The organism is Antiquaquibacter metalliresistens, assembly GCF_029211225.1.
Lineage (GTDB): Bacteria > Actinomycetota > Actinomycetes > Actinomycetales > Microbacteriaceae > Rhodoglobus > Rhodoglobus metalliresistens.
Map to the genome: position 1 here is coordinate 122407 of NZ_JARGEM010000001.1, position 12210 is coordinate 134616.

A 12210-nucleotide genomic window follows, 5' to 3' on the forward strand; every position below is an offset into this window, starting at 1 on the left:
GCGTACGGGGGCCGACCGACTGTACGGATCACTTGACATGTTGTCTGAGATTCTTTACATTGGGCGCGTCAAAGATTCTTTACAAGGAGGAACCGTGTCCTACGAGGAGAAGGGCGTCTGGGTGCTGGGCATCATCGCGGTCGTCGCCTACAGCATCTACGTGGCCATCGTGCTGAACGCCGCCGCAGGCGGCCCGCTCGTGGACGTCGCCTACCAGTGGCCGATGATCTGGACCATTGTCGGGGCGATCGTCGGAGGCATCGTTGTGACGATCTTCGTCGCCATCTTCTCGCCGCGCGATCGGGGACAGCGCGACCAGCGCGACCGGGACATCTACCGCTGGGGCGAGTACGTCGGTCACTCCTTCGTGATCGCGGGCGCGCTCGGCGCGCTCGCGCTCGCCATGCTCGACGCGCACCCGTTCTGGATCGCCAACGTGCTCTACCTCGCGTTCGTGCTGTCGGGCATCCTCGCCACGATCACCAAGCTCATCGCCTACCGCCGGGGACTGCCGACATGGTGAAGCCGACCAAGGTCACCAACGCCATCCGCACCCTGCGGTTTCACCACGGCGAGATGACGCAGGCGGAGCTCGCCGACCGCATCGGCGTCACCCGCCAGACCGTCATCGCGATCGAGCAGGGGCGCTACTCCCCCTCGCTCGAGATGGCCTTCCAGATCGCCCGCGTCTTCGGCGTGCCTCTCGACGACGTGTTCCACTACCCCGAGGAGACGGCATGAGAGCCATCCAGCAAGACCGCTACGGCGACGTCGACGTGCTCGAGTTGCGCGACGTGCCCATCCCGAGCCCCGGCGACGACGAGGTCGTCGTCGAGGTTCGCGCTGCGAGCATCAACCCAGCCGATTGGCACCTCATGACCGGCCTGCCGACCATGGTGCGCCCATTCCTCGGGCTCCGCGGTCCGCGCCAGGCGACGCGCGGCGTGGATGTCGCGGGCGTCGTGCACGCCGTCGGCACGAAGGTCACGCACCTGAGCCCCGGCGACGAGGTACTGGGCACGGCGCGCGGATCCTTCGCCGACTACGCCGTGGCGCGAGCCGACCGTCTCGTGCCCAAGCCCGCCGGGCTGGGGTGGGTGCAGGCGGCGAGTCTGCCGCTGGCGGGCAGCGCGGCCGTGCACGCGGTGCGTGGCGCGGAGGTGGCATCCGGCGATCGTGTGCTGGTGATCGGCGCGGCCGGCGGCATCGGCTCGATCGTGGTGCAGCTCGCGGTCGCCGCCGGTGCGACCGTCACGGGTGTGTGCAGCACGAGCAAGACCGACCTGGTGCGCTCGCTGGGCGCGAGTCGGGTGATCGACTACACGCGCGAGACGCTCGACGGCGTCTACGACGCGATCATCGACACCGCCGGTGGGCGTGCGCTCGACCTGCTCCGCGCGCACCTGACGGCCACGGGGGCCCTCGTGCTGGTCGGCGCCGAGGGCGGCGGGCGCGTGCTCGGCGGACAACGCCGCCAGTTCGCCGCGATGCTCCGCGACCCGTTCACGAAGCAGCGACTGCGGTCGGTGATCTCCTCGGAGACGCCGGAGGTGCTGCAGCAGTTGCTCGAGGCGGTGTCGGCAGGCGACCTGAGGGTGGTGATCGACCACGAACTGCCGCTCGATTCGGTGGCCGACGGCATCCGCTACCTCGCCGAGGGTCGTGCCCGCGGCAAGGTGGTCGTCGTGCCCTAGGCCTCGGGACGCTCGGCGGTCTCCGCGACCTCGGCTGGGGCCGCCTTGCCCCGGATCGGCACCTGCATCAGGGCGAGCACCCCGCCGAGGATCGCGCCGCCAACGATCGCGATGTCGGCGACGTTGCCGATGAAGAAGTTGCCGTAGCCGATGAAGTCCACGACCTTGCCGCGGAACACGCGGTCGCCGAAGTGCGTGACGGCGCCGCCGAGCACGAGGCCGAACACGACCGCCCACCACCAGGAGCGCACGCGCCAGCCGTACCAGGCGATCGCCACCGCCGCGGCGCCCGCAACGAGGGCGAGCACCCAGGTGTACCCGGCGCCGAGCCCGAAGGCGGCGCCGGCGTTGTACACGAGTACGAACCGGATGAAGTCCCCGATCACCGGGATGACCTCGCCATCGCCGAGCGCCGCCTCCGCCCAGACCTTGCTGAGCTGGTCGGCGATCACGACGAACACGGCGAGCGCGATCACGAACCAGTAGCGGCGTTGCGGGGGACGGGGTGTGGCCTCGGTCATCGGGCCATTATCGTGCACCCGGGTCATGCTCCTCGTCGGCCGAACGCGCGCGGTCGATCTCCACCTGCCGCCGGGCCGCCGGGATGAGCACCGCGAGCACGATCACGCCGAGCACGACGACGAGCACGCCGAACACGATCGGCACCAACCAGAACAGCTCCATCAGCGCCCCGCCTGCAGTTTGCTCAGCGTGGCGATGACCTGACGGGCGATCATTCGCCCCGCCCGGTTCGCGCCGATCGTGGAGGCCTGCGGTCCGTAGCCGGCGAAGAACACGCGCGGGTCCTTCCACGACGCGCCCTGCGCCACGACGACGCCGCCCTCCTTCTCGCGCAGCTTCAGCGGGGCCAGGTGGCGCAGTTCGGGACGGAACCCGGTGGACCAGATGATGGCATCCGCCTCGACGAACGCCCCGTCGGCCCAGCGCACGCCCTTCGGTTCGATCGAGGCGAAGATCGGGCGTGGAGTGAGCACGCCGCGCTCGATTCCGGCCTGGATCTTGCGCGTGCGCGGCACCCCCGTGCCGCTGACGATGCTCGGCAGCGCGCGGCCGGCCCGAGCGGCCTCGTCCTGCGCGCGCACCGCCTCCATGCGCGCCTCGAGGTTCAGGTCGCCGTCTTCCAGAAAGTCGATCGGGCGGCGACTGACCCAGGTGAGCTTGGATGCGACGTTCTCGAGCTCCAGCAGAAAGCCGATCGCCGAGGTGCCGCCGCCGACCACCACGACGCTCTTGCCGCGGAAGTCCTCGGCGGAGGTGTACTCCCCGGTGTGCAGGTGTCGCCCCTCGAACGACTTCAGCCCCGGGTACCACGGGATGAACGGCGCGCCCCACGTGCCGGTCGCATTGACGACGGTGACCGTGGAGACCTCCTTCTCCTCGTCGTCGAGTGTGAACTTCACGGTGAGATCGGTGCCCAGATTCTCGACGGCGGTGACGTCGGCGGGGCGCACCACCTGCAGGCCGTAGTACTGCTCGTACCGCGCGTAGTAGTCGGCCACGACGTCTTTGGCCGGCGCGTGCCGATCCGCGGTCTCGAAGCTCAGCCCCAGCGCGTCGAGGCCCGGAAGGTCGTTGATCTTGTGCGCCGAACCGATGCGCAGGGACTCCCAGCGGAACTGCCACGCGCCGCCCGTGCCGGGGCCGCGATCGAGCACCACGAAGTCGTTGCCGGGATCGAGCCCCAGACGTCGCAGATAGTACGAAACCGAGAGACCGGCCTGACCCGCACCGATGACGACGACCGAGGTGTCGGTAGTCGCGGAAGCCACCGACACAGGCTACCGGGCGCCGCGCGCGCCCGCGCTCGCCCACGGTGAACAACACCCGGATCGGGCGAAGACCGCGTGCTAAACTGCCGGTTAGTTTTCTTCATCCCTGTTCGCACACGTTCCTCGGCGCCACGCGCGACTGGACAGACCAAGAGGGGGTCTCGCATGGGGCGCGGCCGTCAAAAGGCAAAGCACACGAAGGTCGCTCGCGACCTCAAGTACTTCAGCCCGGACACCAACTACGGTGCCCTCGAGAAAGAGCTTGGCGCAACCCCGAGCGACCCGCGACTGGCGGAGGACCTCGAGAAGTGGCCCGAGTTCGCCGGTTCGGTCGACCCCTACGCGGACGACTACGCCGAGGATGAGTTCGACACCGAAGACGCGGACGAGTCCAAGAGCGCCTGACCGCTCCTAGCTCGCGTAGCTCCCGCTCAACCTGACGGCCCCGCCGTCGACGCCCTTCGCGCCCTGCTCCCAGCCCTGCGCCGAGGCCAGGGGAGCGAACGAGACTCGCCCGACCTCCCACGCGGGGATGCCCTCGGCCTCGATCGACGCGATGACCTCGGATGCCGCATCCGCCGCCACGATCGCGATCATGCCGATCCCGAGGTTCCAGGTGCCCTCGGCCGACTCGAGGCTCGTGCCGCCGAGGTCGGAGAGCACGCGGAAGATCGACGGCGGCGACCACGTGGAGCGCTCGACCTCGACCGAGGCGCCCTTGGGCAGCACGCGCGCGAGGTTCGCGGCGATGCCGCCGCCGGTCACGTGGCTGAGCGCATGCACCGCGTCCGGTTGCGCCGCCAGCAGCCGCAGCAGCGGCGTGGTGTACAGACGCGTCGGCACCAGCAGCGCCTCGCCGACGGTGCCGAGGTCGTCGATGCGCTGCGTGTAGCCGATCCCGCGCTGGGCGAGGATGTGCCGCACCAGCGAGAAGCCGTTGCTGTGCAGTCCCGATGATGCCATCGCGACCACCACATCGCCGTCGAGCACCAGATGCGGGCCGAGCAGGGCATCCGCCTCGACCGCACCGACCGCGGCACCCGCGACGTCGTAGTCGTCGGGCCCGAGGAGCCCGGGGTGCTCCGCCGTCTCGCCGCCGACGAGCGCGGTGCCGGTCGCCTCGCAGGCCGCGGCGATGCCGCGCACGATGTCGGCGATCCGCTCGGGCACGACCTTGCCGCACGCGATGTAGTCGGTCATGAACATCGGGCGCGCGCCGACGACGACGATGTCGTCGACGACCATGCCCACGAGGTCCTGGCCGATCGTGTCGTGCTTGTCGAGCGCCTGCGCGATCGCCACCTTGGTGCCGACGCCGTCGGTGGACGACGCGAGCAAGGGCCGCGAGAACGCCTTGAGGAACGAGACATCGAAGAGGCCAGCGAACCCGCCGACCCCGCCGAGCACCTCGCTGCCGTGCGTGGCGCTGACGGCCGCCTTCATGAGCTCGACGGCAAGGTCGCCCGCGGCGGTGTCGACACCGGCGTCGCGGTACGTGCTGGAGGAATCCGCGGTCACGCCCTCAAGCGTACCCGGGCTCGTTTCGCGGCTCGCAACGCCACCGCCGACGCACTTGCGGAGGATGACACGCCGCGCGCCGCGCGCCGCGCGGCACGAGCCGGCGCGCCATCCTCCGCAACGTCGACTCGCCCGGCGCGCCATCCTCCGCAACGTCGACGGGCCCGTGTGCCGCACTCGAGGTCGCCTGGCCATCAGTGTGAGAAACTAGAACGTACCCGCCCGGGTGCGTTCGCAGACCTCGGGAGTTCCCCGCCCACATGTGCGGCATCGTCGGCATCGTCTCGTCCCAGCCCGTCAACCAGCAGGTCTACGACGCCCTGCTGCTGCTGCAGCACCGCGGCCAGGACTCGACTGGCATCGCGACGGATGAGGGCAGCATCATCCACATGTTCAAGGCCAAGGGGCAGGTGCGCGAGGCCTACCGCACGCGCGACATGCGCAGCCTGCTCGGCAACGTGGGCCTCGGGCACGTGCGTTACGCGACGAAGGGCAGCGCCTCGAGCGAGGAGGAGGCGCAGCCGTTCTACGTGAACGCGCCCTACGGCATCACGCTCGTGCACAACGGCAACCTCACCAACACGCGCGAGCTCACCGACGAGCTGTTCCACATCGACCGCCGCCACCTCAACACCTCGAGCGATACCGAGCTGCTCGTCAACGTGCTCGCCAACGAGTTGCAGGCGCAGATCTCGGGCACCGACCTCGACCCCGACCAGGTGTTCAACGCGATCACGCGCGTGCACGAGCGGGTCGAGGGCTCGTACGCGGCGATCGCGATCATCGCCGGGCACGGGCTGCTGGCGTTCCGCGACCCGTACGGCATCCGCCCCCTCGTGCTCGGGCGGCGCCCGGCCGGCTTCGTCGGGGATGACTGGATCGTGGCATCCGAATCGCTCGTGCTCGAGAGCGCGGGCTATGAATTCGTGCGGGATGTCGCCCCCGGCGAGGCGATCTTCATCACGCCCGACGGACAGATGGCCTCGAAGCAGTGCGCGGCGAACCCGCGGCTGATCCCCTGCTCGTTCGAGTACGTCTACCTGGCCCGTCCGGACTCGGTGATGAACGGCATCTCGGTGTACGAGGCACGTCTGCGCCTGGGCAACCGGCTCGCGGACACCATCGCCAGGTACACACCGATGGGCGACATCGATGTGGTCATGCCGATCCCGGATTCCTCGCGGCCCGCCGCGATGCAGGTCGCCCAGAAGCTCGGGGTCGAGTACCGCGAGGGCTTCTACAAGAACCGCTACGTCGGCCGCACGTTCATCATGCCCGGCCAGGCCGAGCGCAAGAAGAGCGTCAAGCAGAAGCTCAACGCGATGTCGAGCGAGTTCAAGGGCAAGAACATCCTGATCGTCGACGACTCGATCGTGCGCGGCACGACGAGCAAGGAGATCGTGCAGATGGCCCGCGAGGCCGGGGCGAACAAGGTCACCTTCACCTCGGCAGCGCCGCCCGTGCGCTACCCGCACGTCTACGGCATCAACATGCCGAGCCGCCATGAGCTCGTCGCGCACGGCCGCAAGATCCCCGAGATCGCAACCGAGATCGGCGCCGATTACCTCATCTACCAGGAGGTCGCAGACCTGGAGGCGGCGATCATCGAGGGTTCGGATGTCACGGCCCTGGAGATGAGCTGCTTCACCGGCGACTACGTCACCGGCTCGGTCACCCCGGAGTACCTCGCCTGGGTGGAGAAGACCCAGCTCAGCTGATGAGCAACCGGTGGCGCGCGGTGGCCGCGGCCCTCGCCGACCCGTATCGGCGCCGCGTGTACGCCGAACTCGTGCTCGGGCTGCCCGGCTCCGTCGGGCGGCGCCGCGAGAAGGCGATCGCTGATCTTCGGGCGGCCGGACTGGTCGACGACGTCGGCGCACCGACCGAGCGATTCGCCGAGCTGCTCGCCGAGAGCGCCCCCGAGCGACTCGAGGGCGTCGACCGCTGGGTGCGGGACGGGCGAATCGACCAGTACCCGGCGAAGCCCTCGGACCGCCTGGAACTGCTCGAGTGGGCGGCCGCGCGGCTGCCCACTGGAGAGCTCGACGAGCGCGCTGTCACCGAGGCTCTCGCGCAACTCGCGCCGGACGGAGTCACCCTGCGGCGCTACCTCGTGGATGCCGGGCTGCTCGTGCGAGCCGCCGACGGATCGCGCTACTCGCGCCCCTGAGCCTCGACGTGCTCGATCTCCACGGCGACCGTCTTCGCTCGCTTGCGCGAGATCCAGTCGAGCAGAATCGCCAGCAGCGCGCCGAGCGCGACGCCGATCGGGATGCCGAACAGGCTGAAGTAGGCGAAGAGCGCGCCGAAGCCGACCGCGGGGTCCGCGGGCTGCAGCGAGGTGACGATCAGGGTCGCGAGCAACCCCACCATGCCGCCCACGATCATGAAGGCGCCGAACTTCGGGGCCCTGCGCACGGTGGTCTGCTCGGGTTGGCTCACCCCTCCATTGTCTCCCACGGCAGCGGAAGGTGCGCGCTCAGGTCGGCGCGGGATCCGGATGCCGCCACCGAGCCCGCGGCGACGGCATCGGCCCAGTCGAGCCGACCGGTCGCGAGGTGCAGCCAGGTGGCGGCATCCGTCTCGATGACGTTGGGTGGCGTGCCGCGCGTGTGCCGCGGCCCTTCGATCGCCTGCACGGCACCAAATGGCGGCACCCGGATCTCGACCGTGTTGCCCTCGGCGCGCTCGGCGAGCACCTGCAGCAGGTAGCGCACGGCGGTCGCGGTCGCCTCACGCGCGGCGGCGGGTTGCAGGGCGGCGGCGACCGCGGCCCTGCCCTCAGCCGGCGGGATTCGCTTCGGCGGCATGGTCGATGGCATCGCGATGCAGCAGACCCTCGCGGTACTCGGTGTAGCCCGGGCCGACCATCGCGATGAGGGATGCCGTGCCGAGCACGCTGATGATCCCCGCGGTCCAGTCGAGGGTCTCCGCTTCGATGCTCCAGATCACGCCGACGATCGTGCCGGAGATGATCGCGATCATCACGAGCACCCACGCGACCGCGATGAGGCGTGCGGTCGTCGTCGCCTTGATGAAGGCGACATCGCGCACCCCGGCCTTGGTCAGCCGACGCACGAAGATCAGCGCCAGCACGGCGGCCACCGACGCGAGGATGCTCGCGGCCATACCCGCGAAGTTCTCGGCGCCATCGAGCGCCACGGCCAGAATCGCCTGAAACAGCAGGAAGAAGCTGCCGATTGTACCGGCCCACTGCACGCGGATCCAGGCACGCTGTTCCCTGCCGGGGCGCGGTGCTCCTTCGTTCACGACAGCAGAGTAGCGGACCGGACCGCGCTCGATAGTCTTGAACCCGTGCGTATCCTCGTTCTCGGTTCCGGTGCCCGCGAGCACGCGATCGTCACCGCGCTGCTGCGCGAGGAGGGCGAGCACGAGATCATCGCGGCCCCCGGCAACGCCGGCATCGCCGCGGTCGTGCCGGTGATCGCCCTCGATCCCACGAATCCGACCATCGTCGCCGACTACGCGATGGACAACGACATCCAGCTCGTCGTGGTCGGCCCCGAGGCCCCACTCGTCGCCGGTGTCGCCGATGCGCTGCGCCGCCGCGGCATCGCCGTGTTCGGCCCCGGCAAGGCGGCGGCGGCCCTCGAAGGCAGCAAGACCTTCGCGAAGCGGATCATGGATGACGCGGGCGTGCCCACCGGTCGCGCCACCCGCGCGGGCACCCTCGACGAGGCCGTGACGGCGATCGACGAGTACGGCGCCCCCTACGTGGTGAAGGCGGACGGCCTCGCCGCCGGCAAGGGCGTGCTCGTCACGGCGGACCGCGGTGCCGCGCTCGCCCACGCGGAGTACTGGCTGCAGCAGGGCCCCGTGCTCGTCGAGGAGTTTCTCGCCGGCCAGGAGGTCTCGCTGTTCCTGCTCAGCGACGGTCACGACGTGCTCCCGCTGGCCCCCGCCCAGGACTACAAGCGCGCCTTCGACGGTGACGACGGTCCGAACACCGGCGGCATGGGCGCCTACTCGCCGCTGCCCTGGCTGCCGGAGGGCTTCGTCGACGAGGTGATCGAGACGATCGCGCTGCCGACGGTGCGCAAGCTCGCCGAGGAGCAGACCCCGTTCATCGGGCTGCTCTACTGCGGGCTCATCATCACCAAGCGCGGCGTGCGCGTGATCGAGTTCAACGCCCGCTTCGGCGATCCGGAGACGCAGGTCGTGCTGCCGAGACTGATCACACCGCTTTCGGGCCTGCTGTTCGCGGCCGCGACGGGCGGGCTCGGCGCGCTGCCCCGCCCCCGATTCAGCGACGACGTCGCCGTGACGGTCGTGCTCGCCAGCGAGGGCTACCCCGACAACCCGATCACGGGCCGGGAGATCACCGGGCTCGAGAACGTCGGCGACGTGACCATCGCGCACGCCGCCACCGCCATCGTCGACGGCAAGGTGCTCGCCACGGGCGGGCGGGTGCTGAGCGTCGTCGCGACCGGCGCCGACTTCGCCGTCGCCCGCGCGAAGGCCTACACGGCGCTGGACGCCATCCACCTCGAGGGCGGCCACTACCGCACCGACATCGCGCTGCGGGTCGCCGAGTGAGCTGGGAGCACAGCTACTCGGGCAAGGTGCGCGACCTCTACTCCGACGCGGAGCACCCCGAGCTCGTGCTCATGGTGGCCAGTGATCGGGTGAGCGCGTTCGACCATGTGCTCGAGCCGGGCATCCCGGGCAAGGGCGAGCTGCTGACGCGACTGAGCCTGTGGTGGTTCGCGCAGCTCGACGAGGTGCCCAATCACCTCGTCGACCCGGTGGTCGAGCGCGTCGAGGTCCCCGTCGAGTTCGCGGGCCGCGCCATGCTCGTCAAGCGTCTTGAGATGCACCCGATCGAGTGCGTCGTGCGCGGCTACCTCACCGGCAGCGGCTGGGCCGAGTATCGCGAGCAGCAGACCGTGTGCGGCATCGCGCTGCCGGCGGGCCTCCAGGACGGCGACCGGCTGCCCGAGCCGATCTTCACCCCCGCCTTCAAGGCCCCGATGGGCGAGCACGACGAGAACATCTCCTTCGAGCGGGCCGCCGAGATCGTGGGCGCACCCGCGGCCGAGGCGCTGCGCGACCGGTCCCTCGCGATCTTCGCGCGGGCCTCCGCGATCGCCGAGGCCCGCGGCATCATCCTCGCCGACACCAAGTTCGAGTTCGGCGACGACCCGGCCACGGGCGAGCTCACCCTCGGCGACGAGGTGCTCACGAGCGACTCCAGCCGGTACTGGGATGCCGTCGAGTACGACGCCGGGCGGCGCGGCCTGAGCTTCGACAAGCAGATCGTGCGCGACTGGCTCGCCGCCAACTGGGACAAGCAGGGCACGCCGCCCCGGCTGCCGCAGGAGATCGTCGAACAGACCGCCGCGCGCTACCGGGAGCTGATCGAGCGGCTCACCGCGTGATCGAGGTGCGAGAGGTGCCCTGGGCGCATCCCGACGCCGTCACGCTGCGGGCCGAGCAACGCACCGAGATCGATGCGCGCTACGGCACGCCCGACTCGGAGCCGGGCCCGGCGCCCTCCGCGGACGACGTGAGCGCGTTCTTCGTCGCCTACCGCGACGGCGAACCCCTCGGTTGCGGCGGGCTGCGCGAACTCGATGCCTCCCACGCGGAAGTGAAACGGATGTTCGTGCGCCCCGCCGCGCGCGGCTCCGGCGTCTCCTCGGCCGTGCTCGCCCGGCTCGAGCACACCGCCCGCGGCCGCGGCTACGACCGGCTCGTGCTGGAGACCGGCGACCGCCAACCCGACGCGATGCGGTTCTACGAGCGTGAGGGCTACGTGCGCATCCCGAACTTCGGGTACTACGCCGACGAGCCCTCGTCCGTCTGCTACGAGAAGCGGTTCACGCCTCCAGCGCCCGCGTGATCGCGGTCGCGATGCGTTCGAGGGCCGCGACATCCGCGGCCGACAGCGCCTTGAGCACGGGTTCACGCACCTCGGCGACCTGACCGGGCGTCACCGCGCGCACGATGCCGGCGCCCTCGGCGGTGAGTTCGGCGAACTGCACCCGCCGATCCTCGGTGGAGCGCACCCGCCGCACCCAGCCGGAGCGCTCGAGGCTCGCCACCGCGTGCGCCAGGCGGCTCGGCGAGTAGCCCAGCTGCACGGCGAGCTGCGACATCGCGAGCCGTCGATCCCCGGACTCGTAGAGGAACACGAGCAGCTTGTAGTACGCGTGCGGAATGCCGCCGTCCCGCCTCGACTGCCGGTCGAGCGCCTCGTCGAGACGGTGGGTCGCCATCACGAGCGCACGCCACGCACGCTGTTGCGCGGCGGTGAGTTCGGACATGATCCGAGCGTAGCGGAATACTTGAACTCTCAACTAAGTTGAATCCGACATGAACGACATCACGCACCAACTCGCCGCGGACACCGCCATGGGCCCGGTCACCCTGAAGGTCGGCGACCTCGACGCGATGACCGCCTACTACCGGGATGCCGTGGCCCTGCAGGTGCTCACCGCAACCGCCGACACGGTCACCCTCGGTCGCGGCACGACACCGGTGGTCATCCTGCAGCACGCCCCGGAACTGCGGCACGCCAGCCCACGGGACGCCGGGCTCTTCCACACCGCCATCCTCTTCGACACCGAGGAGGCGCTCGCCGCCGCGGTCTACTCGGTTGCCCGCAAGTTCCCGAACACGTTCACCGGCAGCTCGGACCACCTGGTGAGCAAGGCGTTCTACTTCACCGATCCGGAGGGCAACGGGGTGGAGCTCTACTGGGACCGTGAGCGCAGCGCCTGGAGCTGGGCGCACGGCACGGTCGAGATGAGCACGCTCTACCTCGACCCGAACGCGTTTCTGCAGCAGAACCTCACCGAGGCGGCCGTCGCCGAGCCCGTGATCGGCGGGGCGCGGGTGGGGCACGTGCACCTGCAGGTCGGCGACATCCCGAGCGCCCGCGAGTTCTACGTGAATCGGCTCGGCTTCGACGAGACCGCCGCCTACGGGCCGCAGGCGCTGTTCGTCAGCGCCGGCGGCTACCACCACCACATGGCCATGAACACGTGGAACAGTGCCGGCGCAGGTCCCCGGCTGCCCGCGCTCGGACTCGGGCAGATCGACATCGCGGTGCCGAGCACCGACGACCTCGGGGCGCTGACCGAACGGCTCGGGCACCACGGCATCCAGGTGCGCGACGACGGGCGCACCGTGAGCTTCGACGACCCGTGGGCGAATCTGATCCGGGTGGTGGCTGGCTAGGCTGG

18 protein-coding genes are annotated in these 12210 nt (G+C 70.1%); 10 read left to right on the forward strand and 8 right to left on the reverse strand.

The genetic code is table 11. The features are described 5' to 3' along the window. The first annotated feature begins 94 nt into the window (after positions 1-94). From PYV02_RS00545 to PYV02_RS00555, 3 genes are read left to right on the forward strand one after another with little or no spacing between them, the layout of a single operon-like run. Complete coding sequence (locus PYV02_RS00545) at positions 95-523, forward strand: hypothetical protein (protein WP_275755107.1); 429 nt, start codon at positions 95-97, stop codon at positions 521-523. Next, positions 517-741 (forward strand): helix-turn-helix transcriptional regulator, encoded by a 225-nt coding sequence (locus tag PYV02_RS00550; protein ID WP_275755109.1) that lies wholly within the window; start codon positions 517-519, stop codon positions 739-741. Before PYV02_RS00545 ends, PYV02_RS00550 begins: the two co-directional genes overlap by 7 nt. Then, positions 738-1694, forward strand: a complete 957-nt coding sequence (locus PYV02_RS00555; protein ID WP_275755111.1) for an NAD(P)-dependent alcohol dehydrogenase — start codon at positions 738-740, stop codon at positions 1692-1694. Before PYV02_RS00550 ends, PYV02_RS00555 begins: the two co-directional genes overlap by 4 nt. Here PYV02_RS00555 and lspA read toward each other — a convergent pair. From lspA to PYV02_RS00570, 3 genes are read right to left on the reverse strand one after another with little or no spacing between them, the layout of a single operon-like run. Further along, a complete protein-coding gene (gene lspA / locus PYV02_RS00560; protein ID WP_275755113.1) occupies positions 1691-2215 on the reverse strand; it encodes a signal peptidase II in 525 nt (174 codons plus the stop codon). The two genes, PYV02_RS00555 and lspA, sit on opposite strands and share 4 nt — an antisense overlap. A gap of 7 nt (positions 2216-2222) precedes the next feature. After that, positions 2223-2378: a hypothetical protein gene (locus PYV02_RS00565; protein WP_275755115.1), complete on the reverse strand. Its 156-nt coding sequence runs from the start codon at positions 2376-2378 to the stop codon at positions 2223-2225. After that, entirely contained in the window at positions 2378-3484 is a 1107-nt protein-coding gene (locus PYV02_RS00570) for an NAD(P)-binding domain-containing protein (RefSeq protein ID WP_275755117.1), read from the reverse strand. The genes PYV02_RS00565 and PYV02_RS00570 overlap by 1 nt, the downstream gene beginning before the upstream one ends. 165 nt (positions 3485-3649) lie before the next feature. Here PYV02_RS00570 and PYV02_RS00575 point away from each other — a divergent pair, with 165 nt between their 5' ends. Next, a complete protein-coding gene (locus PYV02_RS00575) occupies positions 3650-3889 on the forward strand; it encodes a DUF3073 domain-containing protein (protein WP_275755118.1) in 240 nt (79 codons plus the stop codon). Positions 3890-3895: 6 nt separating this feature from the next. Here the strand turns inward: PYV02_RS00575 and purM are convergent, their stop codons facing one another. Next, on the reverse strand, positions 3896-5002 hold the full coding sequence (purM, locus tag PYV02_RS00580; RefSeq protein ID WP_275755120.1) for a phosphoribosylformylglycinamidine cyclo-ligase: 1107 nt from the start codon (positions 5000-5002) through the stop codon (positions 3896-3898). Positions 5003-5262: 260 nt separating this feature from the next. Between purM and purF the strand changes: the two genes are divergently transcribed. After that, entirely contained in the window at positions 5263-6720 is a 1458-nt protein-coding gene (gene purF / locus PYV02_RS00585) for an amidophosphoribosyltransferase (RefSeq protein WP_275755122.1), read from the forward strand. Further along, complete coding sequence (locus tag PYV02_RS00590; RefSeq protein ID WP_275755124.1) at positions 6720-7172, forward strand: DUF2087 domain-containing protein; 453 nt, start codon at positions 6720-6722, stop codon at positions 7170-7172. Before purF ends, PYV02_RS00590 begins: the two co-directional genes overlap by 1 nt. Here the strand turns inward: PYV02_RS00590 and PYV02_RS00595 are convergent. From PYV02_RS00595 to PYV02_RS00605, 3 genes are read right to left on the reverse strand one after another with little or no spacing between them, the layout of a single operon-like run. Continuing rightward, positions 7157-7444 (reverse strand): hypothetical protein, encoded by a 288-nt coding sequence (locus tag PYV02_RS00595; protein ID WP_275755126.1) that lies wholly within the window; start codon positions 7442-7444, stop codon positions 7157-7159. The genes PYV02_RS00590 and PYV02_RS00595 overlap by 16 nt on opposite strands. After that, on the reverse strand, positions 7441-7812 hold the full coding sequence (locus PYV02_RS00600; protein WP_275755127.1) for a sterol carrier family protein: 372 nt from the start codon (positions 7810-7812) through the stop codon (positions 7441-7443). The genes PYV02_RS00595 and PYV02_RS00600 overlap by 4 nt, the downstream gene beginning before the upstream one ends. After that, positions 7784-8272, reverse strand: a complete 489-nt coding sequence (locus PYV02_RS00605) for a hypothetical protein (RefSeq protein WP_275755129.1) — start codon at positions 8270-8272, stop codon at positions 7784-7786. The genes PYV02_RS00600 and PYV02_RS00605 overlap by 29 nt, the downstream gene beginning before the upstream one ends. Before the next feature lie 45 nt (positions 8273-8317). On the opposite strand from PYV02_RS00605, the gene purD reads away from it, so the two are divergent. From purD to PYV02_RS00620, 3 genes are read left to right on the forward strand one after another with little or no spacing between them, the layout of a single operon-like run. Then, positions 8318-9559 carry a phosphoribosylamine--glycine ligase gene (gene purD, locus PYV02_RS00610; protein ID WP_275755132.1) on the forward strand — a complete coding sequence of 414 codons (1242 nt, stop codon included), beginning with the start codon at positions 8318-8320 and terminating at the stop codon, positions 9557-9559. After that, on the forward strand, positions 9556-10401 hold the full coding sequence (locus PYV02_RS00615; RefSeq protein WP_275755134.1) for a phosphoribosylaminoimidazolesuccinocarboxamide synthase: 846 nt from the start codon (positions 9556-9558) through the stop codon (positions 10399-10401). The genes purD and PYV02_RS00615 overlap by 4 nt, the downstream gene beginning before the upstream one ends. Next, positions 10398-10865: a GNAT family N-acetyltransferase gene (locus tag PYV02_RS00620; RefSeq protein ID WP_275755136.1), complete on the forward strand. Its 468-nt coding sequence runs from the start codon at positions 10398-10400 to the stop codon at positions 10863-10865. The genes PYV02_RS00615 and PYV02_RS00620 overlap by 4 nt, the downstream gene beginning before the upstream one ends. On the opposite strand, the gene PYV02_RS00625 is transcribed toward PYV02_RS00620, so the two are convergent. Next, a complete protein-coding gene (locus PYV02_RS00625) occupies positions 10843-11289 on the reverse strand; it encodes a MarR family winged helix-turn-helix transcriptional regulator (protein WP_275755138.1) in 447 nt (148 codons plus the stop codon). The genes PYV02_RS00620 and PYV02_RS00625 overlap by 23 nt on opposite strands. A 49-nt stretch (positions 11290-11338) precedes the next feature. On the opposite strand from PYV02_RS00625, the gene PYV02_RS00630 reads away from it, so the two are divergent. Continuing rightward, positions 11339-12205 (forward strand): VOC family protein, encoded by an 867-nt coding sequence (locus PYV02_RS00630; protein WP_275755140.1) that lies wholly within the window; start codon positions 11339-11341, stop codon positions 12203-12205. Positions 12206-12210: the final 5 nt, after the last annotated feature.

What these genes read in the sequence shown, in the direction of transcription:
- PYV02_RS00555 (WP_275755111.1), top strand. Translation starts at nt 738, where the DNA reads ATGAGAGCCATCCAGCAAGACCGCTACGGCGACGTCGACGTGCTCGAG.
- PYV02_RS00630 (WP_275755140.1), top strand. Translation starts at nt 11,339, where the DNA reads ATGAACGACATCACGCACCAACTCGCCGCGGACACCGCCATGGGCCCG.
- lspA (WP_275755113.1), bottom strand. Translation starts at nt 2,215, where the DNA reads ATGACCGAGGCCACACCCCGTCCCCCGCAACGCCGCTACTGGTTCGTG.
- PYV02_RS00600 (WP_275755127.1), bottom strand. Translation starts at nt 7,812, where the DNA reads ATGCCGCCGAAGCGAATCCCGCCGGCTGAGGGCAGGGCCGCGGTCGCC.
- PYV02_RS00565 (WP_275755115.1), bottom strand. Translation starts at nt 2,378, where the DNA reads ATGGAGCTGTTCTGGTTGGTGCCGATCGTGTTCGGCGTGCTCGTCGTC.
- PYV02_RS00625 (WP_275755138.1), bottom strand. Translation starts at nt 11,289, where the DNA reads ATGTCCGAACTCACCGCCGCGCAACAGCGTGCGTGGCGTGCGCTCGTG.
- PYV02_RS00575 (WP_275755118.1), top strand. Translation starts at nt 3,650, where the DNA reads ATGGGGCGCGGCCGTCAAAAGGCAAAGCACACGAAGGTCGCTCGCGAC.
- purF (WP_275755122.1), top strand. Translation starts at nt 5,263, where the DNA reads ATGTGCGGCATCGTCGGCATCGTCTCGTCCCAGCCCGTCAACCAGCAG.
- PYV02_RS00590 (WP_275755124.1), top strand. Translation starts at nt 6,720, where the DNA reads ATGAGCAACCGGTGGCGCGCGGTGGCCGCGGCCCTCGCCGACCCGTAT.
- PYV02_RS00550 (WP_275755109.1), top strand. Translation starts at nt 517, where the DNA reads ATGGTGAAGCCGACCAAGGTCACCAACGCCATCCGCACCCTGCGGTTT.